We start from the raw sequence: 16,670 nt of genomic DNA, 5'->3' as shown, positions 1-16,670 counted from the left end.
CCTCCTAGTGAGCGTGACTTGCGCCGCTTTTTAAAATATCGGCTTTGATCACATAGCTATTGGTTGTGACGTACTCGCTACCTGGGCTTAAACCCGCGATCACTTCAACCCACTCGCTACTTTTTGCGCCTAAAGTAACAGGGCGTACTTCAAACACACTATTTTTACGCACAAACACACTCGCCATACCATTAAACTCTTGAATAGCCTCAGGCTTTACACGCACGTTAGCATTAACCTTATCGATACTGACATCACTATTAACATGCATACCTGGACGCCAATGACCATCAGGGTTATTAAGCTCAATACGAGCACGTGCAATATGCCCGCCAGTCATCATAGGTGCTATAAAAAACACCTTACCTTGGGCATTTAAATGATGATGTAAATCGTACACGACAGCGCTTTGACCAATGGCTAGGTTTTCAATATTTTCAGGAAAGGCTGAGAGCTCAACCCATACTTTATCAAGGTTCACGACTTGCATTAGCGCACGAGTACTTGCCAGTTCGCCACGCTTTAAATATTGTTCGGTTACCACACCGCTAATAGGGCTTTTAATGCTGTAGTTTTGCAAAGTTTCGCGATTGGTGACGCTGGCCAGTACATCGCCTTTTTGAACGGTTTGACCAATACTGACAAAAATATCGCTGATCAATCCGGTATATGGCGCCATAATTTCTACTGTGCCATGCTGTGTAGGTGTAATAACACCGAACAGCGTGTCGGAAATATCAACCTCGCCGCTTTGTGCTATCTCTGTTTTAATGCCCGCGCCTTTAATTGCTCGCTCGCTAAGCACAGTTTGGCCTTCGTGCTGAGAGTACTCAAAGCTGACGCGTTCACCTTTATAATTAGCAGTAATCAAAAGCTCAAACGAATGTGGCTCATTTATCGATTGCGTGCTAACAAGGTAGCCATTCTCACGGGTAAATTGTATTTTTTGCGGCGTTTCTACTAAGCGTTTTAAGTTTATTTCTATACTTAAATCGTTTACATCTACCGGCTGATTTTGCTCATAACCATATACGCGCAGCTCAACTTTACCTGCCAATTCTTGCAGCTTTAACTCAAGAGTGAGCTTTTCGTTAGTTAATAAAAAGCCGCCGTGTGGACCTTGTTTTTGGGTTTGCTCTGTTTGGTCATGTTCTGCTGAGGCAAATACATGTGTGCTTGTTAAGCTAGCTACAAACGAGAGAAATACTAATAATGCGATAAAAGTGTTGTTCATGATTGAAAAGTCTCAGTTAAAGATTGGCCAGTTAAACGCTCAAGTGCGAGATGGGTCTGATATAACGCTGCATATGTGTTAATCAACGCGCGTTTAGAGTCAAAAAGAGCTTGTTGAGCATCGAGCAATTGCAACACCGAAATTTGTCCGCGTTGATAGCTTTTTAAACTTTGCTCAATGAGTGTTTGAGCTTGGGGAATAACTTGCCCAGATAACAACTGTGCCTGTAATGTCTTACCTTGGTAATAGGTATACAAAGTACGAACTTGCTGACGTAATTGAACCCGTAACAGTCCTTGCTGCTCACGTAACAATGCTAACTGACTGTTAGCTGCTTCAATATTACCGCTATTTGAGTTACTCAATTGCAATGGCATTGAAAACGAAAACAGCAACGAACTGGTATTGTTTTGCTGGTTGTAGCTCACGCCTGCACCTATATTAATATCGCTTTGCCCATTGGCTTTTTGCAGCGCTAAGTTGGCCGCTTGTTGTAAGTATTGCTGCTGTAACATTGCAAAATCAGGCGCTTGGTTAACCGCATCAAGTAACCCTTGCTCAGACCTAAGCGGCATTAATGTATTAATATTCCCAGCTAAATCCGTGTAATCATGTTGCTCACTCCATAGCTCATTGAGCGATAAACGCGCTCGCTCAAATTCACTATTTAGCTTAGCTTTATCAAGCTCAACTTGGCTAAGCGCATAACGCATGCGGGTTACATCCGCTTGCGATACAGCGCCAGCATCAGCTCGCTGCTTTATTGCTTTAAGTGCTTGGCTTACAACCTGATGTCGTTCGCTATTGAGAGAAAGTAAGGTTTGAAATTTAAGCGCTTCGTAATACCGCTCACCAGTGGTTGCCAATAAGGCTAAACGAGTATTTTGATATTGTATTGCTTGGGCTTTAATGTTTGCCGTAGCGTAATTTATACGGCTTTGGCGTTTATTCCCAAGCTCTATAAGCTGGCTAAATGCCAAGGTTATTTCAGCGTCTTGCACACCACGTGCATCGTTTGTCCCCAGCAGATTTTCAGCTTCTATATTTAAGATAGGGTTAGGCGAAAGTGCAGCTTGAGATTTAAGCGCGCTGAGTATTTTTTGATGATAAGGGTAGCGTTTTAATAGCGGATTTTGTTGCTCGGTATTTATCAACGCTTGTTTTAGAGTTAGTGTTTTAACATTTGCAAACGCACTAAAAGCAGGCAGCGTGCACAGCATCACCACCAACATAATTGATTTTTTATTCATATAACTTGTCCGTTTTTAATAAACAGAGTTCACTTGCAAACCATTCACAACCTACGCAAAAGATAGCGACAGTGTAAATTGCTCAGCAATCTAAACATGCCTATAACGGCCCATAAAACACTTATGTGTAGGCAGCTAAAAGCACTGTAATTAATTGAAATTAAATTAAGAACTAGCTAAATGAATTCGGTGGCGGTACGTCTGGTGGATAATGTAAGCCGTGATAGCATATCGCTAAAGTTGGTTTACTTTTCTCGGGAGTTATTGAGTGATTTGAGCTGTGGCTATAACCACTGTGGCAATGCTGGTGAGCATGTATTTCTGTTGTTGGGGCATTATCGCTATCATCAGCAGATGAACCTAGTTGCGATAATGAGCTATTTACGTGGTCAACGTCTTCTTGTAAATGGTACGCGGCGCCGTCACAGCTTATAAAGCTATGCACAAGCACAAGTAACATTACAATTAAAAAACGATTTGAACGCACAGTTAAACGAATTCCCTATTGAAACACACGATTAGATAAGCTCATTACTCATCTAAATATTATTTTCTTCAATACTGTACCTGAAAACATCAAAAAAAGTAATGCAGCAAAATAAAATTTTATTTCATTCAATCTTATTTTGCTGCAAAAAGCCGCTAGCAAATGTTAGCGGTCGAGATTAATCATTATTAAGCAACCGCTTGTTCTAAAATTTCACGGCTTTCTTTTAACGTAATAGCTTGGTTTTCTCCAAGGGCAACCATGCCATGCGCTTCAAGCTTGCCAATAATATTATCAATGGCAGCCGCTTTGTCATCACCATGCTCAGTAAGCTCAGTTGCTACGTCAAGGCTGTGGTAAAACGCTTCAATCGCTTGAATTGTTTGCTCTGCTAAATCGTCTGTTTGTGCAAGACCAAATACGTTTTTACCCATTTGTTCTAGTTTTGCTTTTTTAACTGCAAATTGATTTCGCAGTAAAGAAGGCTGAACAATAGCCAGTGAGCGGGCATGATCAACACCGTAGGCGGCTGTTAATTCATGACCAATCATGTGGGTTGCCCAATCTTGCGATACGCCAGAACCAATTAAGCCATTAAGTGCTTGGTTAGCTGCCCACATAAGATTTGCACGCCATGCATCGTCTTGGTTTTCAAAGTTATCACCCAATGTTTTAAGCGCTTTTAACAGTGCCTCTGCGTAACCTTCTTGAACAAGTGCACCTTCTGGGAATGTTAGGTACTGCTCACACGTATGTACCCATGCATCTACTAAACCATTTACAAGCTGGCGCTGCGGTAATGTTTTCATTACATCAGGGTCCATAATGGCAAATTTTGGTAATACTTCTGGAGATGCAAACGGTAGTTTTTGCTTCGTTGCTTCTTTGCTTACTACTGAATTTTGATTAGACTCAGAACCCGTTGCAGGCAATGTAAGTACCGCACCAATAGGTAATGCGCTGGTAATTGTATGCTTACCTGTAGGGATATCCCAACCTTCGCCATCATATACAGCAGATGCTGCAATGTATTTAACGCCGTCAATTACAGAGCCGCCGCCTACACCTAAAACGAAATCGATATCTTGTTCTTTACAAATTTTTACTGCTTGGTCTAGCACTTCAATTGTTGGGTTGGCACCTACGCCCGAAAACTCTACCCAATCAAAACCTTCAAGTGCTGCTGCAACTTCATCGTACACGCCGTTCTTTTTAATAGAACCACCACCGTACACAACTAATACTTTTTGATCTTTTGCGATCAAATCAGTAAGTGCGGCAATTTGTTGCTGACCAAATTGAATTAAAGTGGGATTTACGTAGCTAAATTTCATTATTTTGCTCCTAAAGGGGACGGTTAATTACTAAGCACCTTATCAATTCTTAAATAAATAAAGTGTTGATAGATGCATAATAATGGCATAGTACATATATAAAAAGCCTAATAACTGCCAAAAGCTTGCCTAAAACTATCAGCGTTGTTATTTTACGCCAAATATCGTTAATTTAAGCCGCCCTTATGACGACCATCGCCACTTTGTTACAACAATACACAGAGCATAATAAGTTGCTCAGCTTTGAAGGTACCATGGAAACAATTATTCCAGGGGTGTACTTTCATCGCGCCACCAAAAGCTCAGCGCGTCAGCCTCTTATTTATAATTCAGGTATTATTATTGTTGGCCAAGGACATAAAGTTATTCACTTTCCTGAGCATCAAATACAGTATGGTGCAGGCGATTATTTAGTACTGGGAGTGCCCGTACCACTAGAATGTGAAGCGTTTACTGATAACGATTTACCAGTAATGGGTATAGCAATTGATATAAACCCAGCCATGCTGCACAAACTGGTTAACCAAATGATGCAACATAAGCCTATTTTAACTCCTTTAACACAAAGCGGAGCCGTACAAAGCGCCACTTTAGATTCAGCTATGGAGCAAGTTACCCATCGACTGTTAACAGTGTTAAACGATCCGCTTGAGGCTGAGGTATTTGGTGACGATATAGTTAAAGAATTAGTATATAGGGTGCTGTGTGGCCCTCAAGGCAACACTTTAATTGGACTTGCAATGCACGATGGCCATTACGCACGCATAGCGCGTACCTTATCAACATTACATAGTGATTATGCAAGCCCTATTACCGTAGAGCACTTAGCTGAAGAAGTGAACATGAGTGTGTCATCTTTTCATCGTGCCTTTAAACAAGTTACGTTTGAATCCCCTTTGCAGTATTTAAAAAAAGTGCGTTTAGCTAAAGCAAAAGAATTAATAACCACCTCTGGCAGTAAAGCAAATGAGGCCGCATTTAAAGTAGGTTACACCAGTGCGTCACAATTTAGCCGTGAGTTTAAACGCCATTTCAACAAAACCCCCAGTGAAATACATGTGTGATTAAAACTAACTTACTTTTGCGCAAGTTATTATTAAATACTTTATCATTAGACTTTGTTAATATAACTTAAAGGTATTCGTCTACTTAGTAATGATATATTGTACGATAAAGACAAGGAGTTTTTAGCATGTTAGGCGCTCAGGTGGTTAGGTTTAGCATTTTTATATGCGCTTTTGCTATGCTATTTAGTAGCGTTACTTATGCGCAAGAACGTTGTCAGCTCAGCTCAAGAGCAACCAATACTTCGGTGTCTTTATCCAAAGAAGTTGCCTCAAATATTAAACTTAAAAATGGTATTAATCATCTTGAATTAAGCTGTAACTTAAAACAAGGCGGGGTATTTTCATTTACTCGCCCTGCACTTAAAGACTTTTCGTGGCAGCAAAATTCAGCATATAAAACACCTTTAAAGACCAATCAGATGGCAATTTTAATGGACCCAGGCGTTTTTACTGCACAGCTTATGATTACCACTTCTGCGGCTTATACCCCACGCTTTACTTGGTCAGATACACAGCCTTTTGTCGAAAAGATTCAACGCTACAACCTTATTTTTGGCATTTTTTATGGTCTTTGCGCCACGCTTATTTTTTATGCACTAATTATAGGTCACGGCATAAAAGACCCTCTTTTTAAACTGTATGGCATTTATATTTTTTGCATCGCTAGCTTTATATTCTTTCAAGAAGGACAGCCTTATTTATTTACACAACAGCACTACTCTGCGTACGTTAGCCATTTTTATACGTTAAGTATCGGTTTAACTATAGTGAGTGCCACATGGTTTATGAGCGCTATATTGGAGCTACCTAAATACTTTCCTAAGATAAGTAATACACTAAAAGTAGCCGCCTTGTGCGTACTGACTTTATGCTTACAAAAAATAGCGCTCGATCTACCACTTATAACCAATATTACCTCTGCAGTAACAGGCTATTTATCATTATTTATTGTCATCACTATTTTTATCCTCAGCGCCATACAAACAAAGTACGGTGTTAATGAAGCAAGCTTGGTATTTATAGCACTGGCAAGTGTGTGTATTAGTATGATTTTTAGGGTACTACTAACCGATTACAGCCCGTTCATTCAACGCTATGGATTTGTTATTGCGTTTACAATTGAATCTTTATTACTTGCTATTGCAGTCGGTAGACGAATTCAAAGATTGAGTTATGCAAAAAAACAGGCTGAACGACACGCTAACTTTGATCATTTGTGCCATATATACAATCGTCGCGGATGGAGCTTAAAAGCAAACGACTTACTAGCAGAGCATAAGCAACGAGGAGGCGTTTTGTGCTTTTTATACATAGATTTAGACCGTTTTAAAGCAATTAATGATACTTATGGTCATGATGTGGGCGACAAAGTACTGTGCAAAGTTGCAGAGTCTCTTAGTCAACATATGCGCAGTGAAGATGCCGTTGGTCGCTTAGGGGGCGATGAATTTGTGGCCATGGCATTGTTTAATAGCAACGAAAAAATTAACCAGCGAGTTAACACCTTAGAACAAAAATTAAACCAGTTAACTATAGAGCATCAGGGCCATACCATTTCTATTTACGCCAGTGTTGGGCAAACTAGCTATACTCAGCCACCTGATAACTTAGACACAGTTTTAAAAGCAGGTGATGAAGCAATGTATAAACAGAAATTGCAAAGAAAGGCAAAGCAAGCTGAAAAAATAGTAGTAGCCGCCGTTTAAAAGCATAAAAACGTGAGCTAGCCAGTAAGGCTAGCTCTGCTATAGCCTTAGCTTAACCCTTTTTAAATAGAACCTCAGGATTAACCATAGTTTTCATTTCGAGCACGTTACCGTTAGGATCTTCAATAAAAAACGTTTCTTGTTCAAACTCATCACCAACAAAACGACGGTAAGGTTTATCTAAATATTCAAGACCGGCATCAGCAATACGTTGCTTTAATCCTTGAAACTCACTTTCTGATAAATGAATACCAAAGTGTGGTACAGCCACTGCTCCCATATCAACATCGTGACGTACCGTAGGTAAACGCTCAACACTTTGATGTAGAGTTAATTCGTTACCCCAAAAATCAATGTCTACCCATCGTCCCGCTTCACTATTGCCGGTTTTACAGCCGAGTACGTCACAGTAAAACGTTTTCGCTTTTTCAAGATCGCCAGCGGGGATAGCCAGATGTAAACAGTTAGACATAAATTACCTTAGGTTATAACTTTTAATATATGAAATATGCTGCATTATACATAATTTGCAATTTATAGAACATTAACAGTGTTATTTTTAGTCATTCATTGCATATCGCTAATTTTCAACAGTAATAATTCACCTTTTAGCTGTGATTTATCGATTTTAGTCTTAAATATCAGTTTTTAACTATTAAAGCTAAAACTGATACATTATGATGTGCGCGCCATGACTAAATTCATACTTTTGAAATTCATCACTTTTTTTATCGGCTGCTTGTCGTGTTTTTTAATGCATACCACATTCGCATTGCCTATTGTTGTATCTGCCGGTTTAACGGGGCTTATCGGTTCATTTATTCCATTCCCTGCAGATTACAAAAACCATCCCTATGCAGCTATTTATGCAGGCAGTTTTGCCGGTATGTGCTCCACTAGTTTAATTAATGAATACTGGGAAATTGCGATTATTTCTGCCATTGGTGCTGTTTTATACACACTCACCATTAATGTATTTGCGGGGTTTGGCGGACGATTAGGTAGCATTGCATTTGCTAGCGTCGCCTTATTTGTTTTGGCCAAGGAGTTAGTAATATGACGCTTATTTATCCGCTACTTGCTTTGCTAGGGGCGTTTTTAACCTTTTACTTGGCTAAACATAATCGCTTTGATGGGATCCGAGCCTCTGCAGCTCTATCGATTATTGCCTATTTGATTTTTGCGCAGCTGAGCCTTAACGCTGAGCTATATAGCATCGTCTTTTTTGGCGGCACATTTATTGGAATGAGTGCTCCCCACCGTTTTGGTGTGTATACGCTTGCCAGTTCAGCAATTATATTTTCACTGTTTTTTGCCTATCTAGTGCCTATTCTTGATGGTTTTGGTGGCGCTTTGGGAATTAGTGCATTTCTATCTGTGTGTATTTGCCATGTATTTATTTTACTTGGCGCACCACGCAGTAAAAAAACTAAAATTTAAACGTTTTCTTGAATAAAAATTCAATAAAATCTTACACCTATTAAATTGTATAAAAATACCCCATGTTTTTTTGATCAACACTGTTAATAGCTTCGTAGTATTCACAAAGCTGTAACACTGTAACATTCGATTAAAGGAACAATTATGAATAAAGTATTTAAGCTCGGTGCTATCATACTTCCCTTGTTACTTATTCAAGGCTGTAGTAGTGATGACGATAACAACGCTCCAGTAACTGTAGACCCACAACCTGCCGTCTCAGTCTTTGACGCCGCACAGGACTCTGAAGAGTTCACCACTCTTGTTGCAGCACTAGAAGCAACCGGTCTAGATGAAACTCTCGATGATTTAACTACCAGCTATACTGTATTTGCCCCTACCGATGATGCATTCGCATTATTAGGCGAAGAGACCATTAATAGCTTATTAGCTGATACAGACACCCTAAGTTCTATTTTAACTTATCATGTGATAGCTGGCAGAGTAGACGCGCAAACAGCTATTGGCTTAGCGGGTAGCACTGTTGAGACTGTTAACGGGCAAAACATTGCTTTATCTTTAAATGGTGAGAATTTATTAGTAAATACCAGCACAGTAACAATGACCGACATTGTGACCGACAACGGAATCATTCATGTTATTGACGCGGTGCTCACGCCAAAAACAGTGCCAGAAACAGCACCAACTAATAATATCATTGAAACAGCTCAACAAGCTGGCAATTTTAGTACATTACTTGCAGCTCTTGATGCTGCATCCCTTACTTCAGCACTTGCCGATGAATCATCAGAATTTACCGTATTTGCCCCTACGGATGCTGCATTCGAGGCAATTGGTAGCAACTTTTTAAACACGTTACTGGCTAATCCCACCGTTTTAGCCGATATTTTGAAGCAGCATGTGCTTGTAGGATCAGTTGATTCTGTTACTGCAATGTCTCTTAACGGCCAATCAGCAGAAACGCTACTTGGCAATACCCTTCCAGTGGCGATAAACGCAGAAACAAACATGCTATCGTTTGGCGGAGCCAATATTATAGTAAAAGATATTATGACCACTAATGGTGTCATTCATGTAATTGATTCGGTTATTATTTCTGATGTTACTTTACCTCAAAGTACCAATACAATTGCTGACATAGCGAGCGCTGATGGTAACTTTACGACTCTTCTCGCGGCTCTAACAGCAACAGGCTTAGATACACTAGTTGCCGATCCAGATAATACTTTTAGTGTATTTGCTCCTACAGACGCTGCATTTGCTGCACTCGGTCAGGATACAATTAATGCGCTACTAGCTGACACAGATACGCTTCGTGATATTTTGCTATACCATGTTTTTCCTGACGCAACAGTTTTATCAGATGACGCAGTAAGCATTGCCAATAGCAACAGCAACAAGGTAGAAATGGCCAATGGCGACATGGCAGCTATTTCTTATGTAGACAGCTCACTATTTATCAATGATTCGGCAATCACAGAGGCAAATGTAACCGCCAGTAACGGCGTTATTCATGTATTAAATAAAGTGATTATGCCACCGGCAGAAGTTGGGACTCCGACTAAAACAATTGCTACTGTGGCTACTGAAACACCCGCATTATCAACTTTGGTCACCGCACTACAAGCAGCATCACTAGTAGATACCTTTAACGATACCACTCAATCATTTACGGTATTTGCACCAACAAATGCTGCATTTAGCAAAATTCCTACGGCTGATTTAGAGGTTTTATTGGCTGACACGACAGCACTAACAGGTGTACTGACTCAACATGTTTTAGGCGCTCAAGTAGGCAGTACTGATGCGTTTGCAGCGAATGGTAAAACGGTGACCACCCTTGCTGATAACATGCTAAGTGTAAACGTTGTAGACTTTACCAGCACAGAAAACACAGCAACAGACAGCATTGCTTACGATTCAACTAATAATCGTTTAGTAACGGGTATGGCCGACGCCATGCCAGGCAAAACAGTTTATGTATTCGATAATGATTTAGGCGAGGCAATGAGCACGTGTGAAGCAGCTTGTGCAACAACGTGGCCACCGGTTCTTGGTACTGCAGCATCAATTGAAAATGTGCCAGGTTTATCGTTAATTGCTCGCTCAGATGACAGCATGCAAGTCGCTTATCTTGGTCGTCCTTTATATACCTTCTCAGGTGATACGGCAGCAGGTCAGAATAATGGCCAAGCTGTGAACGATATTTGGTGGCAAGTAAGCTTACCGGCTACATCATTACAAGTAGCGGGTAGCAATGTAACAACTACTGATATTTATACAAGTAATGGGGTTGTTCACTTAATAGATACAGTGATCACAACGGCCAAATAAATTAAATTTTACTGTGAGATAAGCTAGGAGTGATGCTATTTACTCCTGGCTTTTTTATTCAAAAATAGGCTTACTTATTACTACTTTGAGAGCTTGTTGGGTAACCAAATACCACTTTTAATTTAGCTTTTAACCCGTTTGCCCTGTAAGTACTTTTAAAGAGGTGCTGCCACTGATGAAAAGTAATTTTGATTGGATTATTACTGTGTAGTTGGCCAATAATTCCGTATTTACAAGGCTTGTTTTCATCCTCTTCTACATATGTGCCAAATAACTTATCCCAAACAATTAGTACCCCTGCAAAGTTTTTATCTAAGTAGCCATTGTTAATAGCGTGATGAACCCGATGATGTGATGGAGTATTAAATACGCTTTCAAACCAACCCAGCTTTTTTACCACTTGGGTGTGAACAAAAAATTGATATGCCAAATTAAGGGCAACCACAGCAAAAACAATCACAGGCTCAAAACCAAGTAATATCATAGGCATCCAAAACAGCCACATACCTGCAAGTGGATACATTAAACTTTGTCTAAACGCAGTAGTAAAATTCATTTTTGTAGAGCTATGATGTACGACATGAGCGGCCCATAACCAATGTATATGGTGTGATGCACGATGAAACCAATAATATAAAAAGTCTTGCAATACAAAGGCACCTAATACAGTTAGTACCGTCAATTCAATATCAAATAACCGAAACTGATACAGCCAGTAAAAAAACGGCATTAGCACAATTAACGCAATAGCATCAGCACCTTGGTGTAATAAAGCCAGTAACGCATTGGCAAAGCTGTCTTTTATATCGTAGTAACGCCTAAATTTAATAAACTCAATAGCAACAAACAGTAAAAAAATAGGGCTCAGTGCAAGTAAAATAATTTCAATGCTCATACAACACGCTCCTGAAAGTAACGGGCTATTTTTTTAAGTGCTTGACTAACATCTTTTTTTATAAAAAAAGCCAGTATAAAATCGGGTAGCCATAAAGGTGCAACGCAGCGAATATGGTAATTAACCTCAGTGAGCGATGGTTCTTTGTTATTAGCATTTAAGTAAATATCACCACGATGCTGTGCAACGGGCTTGCTGCCTATAATACAGTAACTAATATGACTGTTATCTGCAGCTATTATTTGCTCTTTAAAGGTAGTGCCTTGCATTTTAATTTCTCTAATCGTGCCTTTCCCGCCAGTTATTTCACCCGGCTCTTGTGGTGTTAGTAGTGTAAAGTGGGCATTAAAAAACCGTCCTAAATCGGCATGTGCTAGTAATACGCTGCGTATTTGCTCAGGCGTTGCTGCCACAGTACGCTTAACCTTTATTTTTACCATGACCTTCACCCTATTATTTTTATAGATCACTAGCATATAAAAATATGCCGTGGCAAACTTGCGATTAGATGACTATTTTTTAGCTTTAGGCGACAAATGAAAACCTTAGCCGATCATTACTTTTGTAGCTGTTTGGATTATCTTGAAGCCAAGGGCTTAGATAGCCAAGTGGCTTTAAGCGCTATTGATTTTAACGAGTATACCAATAAACAGTCACAACAATTGGCGCCGCGTATCAGCTTAAAAAGCTACAATGCGTTGCTTGGCTATGCACAACAGGCGTTAAACGATCCCTTATTTGGCTTTGAATTAGGAAAACAAATACGCACCGCTGATTTTGGTGTATTGGGGTATTTAATTGAATCGAGTACTAATTTAGCCAGTGCTATTACTGCACTACTTAATTACGACAGCCTTGTGGCTAATATTGGTCGCGCCAAGTTTGAGCAACAAAAAACACGGTGTAAAGTAACTTGGGTAGCCGATCCACAATGTAGTTCACAGGCTGTTTTACGAAATATGACCGCATGGGTCAGTGTGGTACGCCAACTACTTAATCCTGAGCTTTCACCTAGCTGTGTGTATTTTTCAACACACTTTTCAAACACCGAACAACACAGATTAACTAATTGGTTTAATTGCCCAGTAAAAACTGGAGCTAGCTTTAATCAAATCGAGTTTCCAAGTAATTACTTAACCCTGCCCTTTAAAACCGATAATAGCCAAATCAACGCAATGCTTAAGCAAATGTCAGAGCAACAGCTATCCCAGTTTAAAAGTCAGCAGTTATTATCAGAAAAAATTAATCATATTTTAATGTCAAAACACGACTTACAAGATTGCTCTTTACTTAGGACAGCTGCGGCCTTAAATATGACGCCACGCACAGTACAGCGCCATCTAAAAAAAGAAAAAACCACGTTTGCCGCGTTGCTTGAAGCAGAGCAAAAACGACGTTTATTAACTTATATTCCCCACTATTCATTAAATAAAATCGCATTTATGCTGGGATTTAACGATCAAAGCTCTTTTAATCGTGCTTTTAAGCGCTGGTATCATTGTTCACCTCGCCAATTCATAAAAAACAATAATTAAACATTCCCTTTACTTAAAAAACACACTTACCATATACCTTTTTACTAATTTTATTTACACTAGCCTCATGATATTGCTTTAAAGACAATTATTTATGCTTTTGCGTATGATGTTAACTGTTTTTGTATTGATTTTTTATAGTGCGTTCTGCAACGCCACCCCTGTTACCTTTATCGCTGAAGATTTACCGCCTTATCATTTTAAAAACCCTCAAGGTGAAACACAGGGCGCGCTGGTCGATATAGCTAAAGCAGTATTAAAAGGCACCGCTTTAACCGCAAAGTTTGAAATAATGCCGATGGCGCGCATGTTTCAACAGCAACGAGCCAATCCTAATGCCATTATGCTGTCACTGCTAAAAACACCAAACAGGCATCATCAATTTAAGTGGTTGGGTAAAGTTTACTTTGCAGACGCATACCTAGTTAGCTTACGCAGCCATAAAGATGAAGTGATTCATTTAAACTTCGCTAAAGAATACAAAGTAGCTACGATCCGCGGCTACTCTGCGCAGGCCTATTTAGAAGCCAAAGGTTTTACTGAAAATGAAAACCTAGTATTAGTCAGTTATTACCAGCAACTCTGGAAAATGCTATATAAAGATCGCATCGACTTTGTTGTTACTAATACGCTCACACTTGAAAACGAATTAAAACGTACTGGGCTCGACCCTAATTTAATTTCAAAACGCATCCATTTAGATGAGTTACCCTCTTCTTTGCATTTTGCAGCCAGTAATCAGCTTGACTCACACACAGCAAAAATTATTAGCGATAGGTTAAATGCCATCAAGGAAAGTGGTGAATATCAGCAAATTTTAAATAAATGGCAACTTCCTATGCCAAAAAACCTTTAATACTCAGCGGGCAAGGTATTCTGTGCTAGATAATTTTTTAATGAGATAAACAAAGGTGCGGGCAAGTCATTAATATCGCACCAACGCCACTGTAAACATTTGTGAGGCTCTTTATTTATAACCTCTCCACCTTCATAGTCTGCTTGCACATATAAGGTAATATAATGTTTGTTCTCTGCGCTAAAAATATCGTTGGTAAAATCGAGTTTACGAATATTAGTGACATTGAGCCCTGTCTCTTCTACTACTTCACGCACAGCGCATTGCTCAACCGTTTCGCCAAATTCTAAATGCCCTCCAGGGGTTGCCCACGTATTTGCGCCATGTGCGCCTATCCGTTCACCGAGTAAAATTTTATTATCATGCATTACTATTACTGCAACGCCTACTCTGACCATTTGATTCATTCTTATATCCATTTACTCTTCATTAATTACTGAAACATTTTACATTAGTTGGAACTTTTTAGTTCTATACAATCATTACGTTGGCCAAAAACTAAAAGCATCGCTTACTATTTAACCGACCATAGTCGAATATCACTGCTGATAAAAAGCGCTTAGTTTAGTTAGATTAAATTTTACTCAGGAGCCTTTATGTCAGGTGAATATAAACAACATTACAACGAATTTAAACAAGACCCGGCAGCGTTTTGGTTATCGCAAAGTAAACGCCTTCCTTGGTACAAGGCTCCAGAAACAGCATATACACAAGATCAACAAGGACTGCACCACTGGTATGCAGACGGCCAACTTAACAGCTGTTTTTTAGCCGTAGATCAGCATGTCATCGCTGGGCATGGTAATGAAACAGCGTTAATTTATGACTCACCGGTTACCAATAGCAAACGCAGTTATAGCTATTTACAACTGCAGCAAGAGGTCGCTAAATTTGCAGGGGTAATGCAGTCTTTAGGAGTGACTAAAGGCGACCGCGTAGTGATTTATATGCCCATGATCCCCGAAGCCGTAATTGGTATGTTGGCATGTGCCCGAATTGGCGCTATTCATTCTGTTGTATTTGGCGGTTTTGCAGCGCATGAATTAGCGGTACGGATTGATGACGCCAAGCCCAAATTGGTACTCAGTGCCTCCTGCGGTGTAGAAGTTAATACTGTAATTGAGTACAAAGAATTACTCGATAACGCGGTTGAAGCTGCTAGCTATAAAGTTGAACACTGTATTATTTATCAGCGTGAGCAAGCCACCGCACCGCTTATGCCCGAACGTGATATTGACTGGGCTGTTGCAATGCAAACAGCCACACCGGTTGATCCCGTTGCGGTCAGTGGCGATCATCCACTTTATATTTTATACACCTCTGGCACAACAGGGACACCTAAAGGTGTGGTGCGTGAAAATGGCGGCCATGCGGTTGCTATGCATTACAGCATGAAAACCGTCTACGGCATGAAACCCGGTGACGTATTTTGGGCCGCCTCTGATATTGGCTGGGTAGTGGGTCATTCGTATATTGTGTATGCGCCACTTATGTATCGGTGCGCAACTATTTTATTTGAAGGAAAACCGGTTAGAACCCCCGATGCCTGTGCTTTTTGGCGCGTAGTAGAAGAATACAAAGTGAATGCTTTATTTAGTGCCCCCACTGCGTTTCGCGCGATTAAAAAAGAGGACCCCAATGCCGAAGGATTTAAGAAGTATGATACTTCTAGTCTGAAACGATTATTTTTAGCCGGAGAGCGTTTAGACCCACCTACCTACGATTGGCTCAAAGAAAAAACAGGTTTACCGGTGCTTGATCATTGGTGGCAAACAGAAACGGGCTGGGCAATTGCGTGTAACCCTGTTGGCATTGAACACCTGCCAACAAAAGCAGGAAGCTCAACAGTTGCAACACCTGGATTTGATGTAAGAATTTTAGATATGAATGGGGATGAATGTGCTCCGAATGAACAAGGCGCGGTTGTTATAAAGCGACCTTTACCACCGGGATGCTTACCGACAATTTGGCAAAATACGGCTCGTTTTAAGGCTGGTTATTTGGCTGAATATGAGGGCTACTATTTATCTGGTGATGGCGGTTATATTGATGACGATGGCTACCTCTTTATTATGGGTCGCACCGATGATGTGATTAATGTCGCAGGGCACCGTCTATCCACCGGTGAAATGGAAGAAATTGTTGCCGCGCACCCAGCTGTGGCTGAATGTGCAGTATTTGGCATTAGTGATGCGTTAAAAGGGCAAAACCCAATGGCGATGGTGGTGCTAAAAAATGATTTTAATGGCTCACATAAAGAGGTAGAACAGCAATTGGTGCAAACCGTGCGTAATCAAATTGGTGCTATTGCGTGCCTTAAAAATATTATGTGTGTAGAGCGATTACCAAAAACCCGTTCTGGCAAAATTTTACGTAAAAACCTGCGGCAGTTAATTGATGGTGAAGAACTGCAAATTCCATCAACCATAGATGATCCAAGTATTTTTGAAGAACTCAGCCAGCAACTCGAGCATGGTAAACTGTAACTACATAATGTAAAAAGTCTTAAATAGACTTTTTACATTGCAGCTG

The 16,670-nt window shown here is 40.1% G+C and carries 16 protein-coding genes; 8 read left to right on the top strand and 8 right to left on the bottom strand.

Annotated elements, in window-relative coordinates:
- Positions 1-4: 4 nt before the first annotated feature.
- From AN392_RS13100 to AN392_RS13085, 4 genes are all read right to left on the bottom strand, one after another.
- On the bottom strand, positions 5-1,234 hold the full coding sequence (locus AN392_RS13100) for an efflux RND transporter periplasmic adaptor subunit (RefSeq protein ID WP_055012967.1): 1,230 nt from the start codon (positions 1,232-1,234) through the stop codon (positions 5-7).
- Positions 1,231-2,484, bottom strand: a complete 1,254-nt coding sequence (locus tag AN392_RS13095) for a TolC family protein (RefSeq protein WP_055012966.1) — start codon at positions 2,482-2,484, stop codon at positions 1,231-1,233. Before AN392_RS13095 ends, AN392_RS13100 begins: the two co-directional genes overlap by 4 nt.
- 172 nt (positions 2,485-2,656) lie before the next feature.
- Complete coding sequence (locus AN392_RS13090; protein WP_010387596.1) at positions 2,657-2,971, bottom strand: hypothetical protein; 315 nt, start codon at positions 2,969-2,971, stop codon at positions 2,657-2,659.
- A 188-nt stretch (positions 2,972-3,159) separates the two neighbouring features.
- Complete coding sequence (locus AN392_RS13085; RefSeq protein ID WP_010387594.1) at positions 3,160-4,305, bottom strand: iron-containing alcohol dehydrogenase; 1,146 nt, start codon at positions 4,303-4,305, stop codon at positions 3,160-3,162.
- Between the two features lie 185 nt (positions 4,306-4,490).
- On the opposite strand from AN392_RS13085, the gene AN392_RS13080 reads away from it, so the two are divergent.
- Both AN392_RS13080 and AN392_RS13075 read left to right on the top strand, forming a co-directional pair.
- The gene (locus tag AN392_RS13080) at positions 4,491-5,369 is read left to right on the top strand and encodes an AraC family transcriptional regulator (RefSeq protein WP_055012965.1); all 879 of its coding nucleotides are present in this window, start codon (positions 4,491-4,493) and stop codon (positions 5,367-5,369) included.
- A gap of 128 nt (positions 5,370-5,497) precedes the next feature.
- On the top strand, positions 5,498-7,078 hold the full coding sequence (locus AN392_RS13075) for a diguanylate cyclase (RefSeq protein ID WP_010387591.1): 1,581 nt from the start codon (positions 5,498-5,500) through the stop codon (positions 7,076-7,078).
- Between the two features lie 52 nt (positions 7,079-7,130).
- Here the strand turns inward: AN392_RS13075 and AN392_RS13070 are convergent, their stop codons facing one another.
- Positions 7,131-7,550, bottom strand: coding sequence for a VOC family protein (locus AN392_RS13070; protein WP_010387589.1), 420 nt, complete (start codon positions 7,548-7,550; stop codon positions 7,131-7,133).
- 219 nt (positions 7,551-7,769) lie between these two features.
- Between AN392_RS13070 and AN392_RS13065 the strand changes: the two genes are divergently transcribed.
- From AN392_RS13065 to AN392_RS13055, 3 genes are all read left to right on the top strand, one after another.
- Positions 7,770-8,138 (top strand): hypothetical protein, encoded by a 369-nt coding sequence (locus AN392_RS13065; protein WP_010387588.1) that lies wholly within the window; start codon positions 7,770-7,772, stop codon positions 8,136-8,138.
- Positions 8,135-8,518: a hypothetical protein gene (locus AN392_RS13060; RefSeq protein ID WP_010387586.1), complete on the top strand. Its 384-nt coding sequence runs from the start codon at positions 8,135-8,137 to the stop codon at positions 8,516-8,518. The genes AN392_RS13065 and AN392_RS13060 overlap by 4 nt, the downstream gene beginning before the upstream one ends.
- A 144-nt stretch (positions 8,519-8,662) precedes the next feature.
- Positions 8,663-10,852 carry a fasciclin domain-containing protein gene (locus AN392_RS13055; protein ID WP_055012964.1) on the top strand — a complete coding sequence of 730 codons (2,190 nt, stop codon included), beginning with the start codon at positions 8,663-8,665 and terminating at the stop codon, positions 10,850-10,852.
- A gap of 70 nt (positions 10,853-10,922) precedes the next feature.
- Here the strand turns inward: AN392_RS13055 and AN392_RS13050 are convergent, their stop codons facing one another.
- Positions 10,923-11,747 carry a sterol desaturase family protein gene (locus AN392_RS13050; RefSeq protein WP_055012963.1) on the bottom strand — a complete coding sequence of 275 codons (825 nt, stop codon included), beginning with the start codon at positions 11,745-11,747 and terminating at the stop codon, positions 10,923-10,925.
- A complete protein-coding gene (locus AN392_RS13045; protein WP_010387578.1) occupies positions 11,744-12,187 on the bottom strand; it encodes an SRPBCC family protein in 444 nt (147 codons plus the stop codon). Before AN392_RS13045 ends, AN392_RS13050 begins: the two co-directional genes overlap by 4 nt.
- Before the next feature lie 96 nt (positions 12,188-12,283).
- On the opposite strand from AN392_RS13045, the gene AN392_RS13040 reads away from it, so the two are divergent.
- Complete coding sequence (locus AN392_RS13040) at positions 12,284-13,282, top strand: AraC family transcriptional regulator (protein WP_055012962.1); 999 nt, start codon at positions 12,284-12,286, stop codon at positions 13,280-13,282.
- Between the two features lie 94 nt (positions 13,283-13,376).
- The gene (locus tag AN392_RS13035) at positions 13,377-14,138 is read left to right on the top strand and encodes an ABC transporter substrate-binding protein (RefSeq protein WP_010387576.1); all 762 of its coding nucleotides are present in this window, start codon (positions 13,377-13,379) and stop codon (positions 14,136-14,138) included.
- On the opposite strand, the gene AN392_RS13030 is transcribed toward AN392_RS13035, so the two are convergent.
- The gene (locus tag AN392_RS13030) at positions 14,135-14,545 is read right to left on the bottom strand and encodes an NUDIX hydrolase (RefSeq protein WP_010387575.1); all 411 of its coding nucleotides are present in this window, start codon (positions 14,543-14,545) and stop codon (positions 14,135-14,137) included. The two genes, AN392_RS13035 and AN392_RS13030, sit on opposite strands and share 4 nt — an antisense overlap.
- 189 nt (positions 14,546-14,734) lie before the next feature.
- Between AN392_RS13030 and AN392_RS13025 the strand changes: the two genes are divergently transcribed.
- Positions 14,735-16,624, top strand: coding sequence for an acetate--CoA ligase (locus tag AN392_RS13025; protein ID WP_055012961.1), 1,890 nt, complete (start codon positions 14,735-14,737; stop codon positions 16,622-16,624).
- The last annotated feature ends 46 nt before the right edge of the window (positions 16,625-16,670 follow it).

The sequence above is a fragment of the Pseudoalteromonas sp. P1-16-1b genome (assembly GCF_001401785.1).
In the GTDB taxonomy this organism is placed as follows: domain Bacteria; phylum Pseudomonadota; class Gammaproteobacteria; order Enterobacterales; family Alteromonadaceae; genus Pseudoalteromonas; species Pseudoalteromonas undina.
The sequence above is the reverse complement of the archived record's forward strand: the minus strand, read 5'-3'. Positions and strand labels throughout refer to the sequence as shown.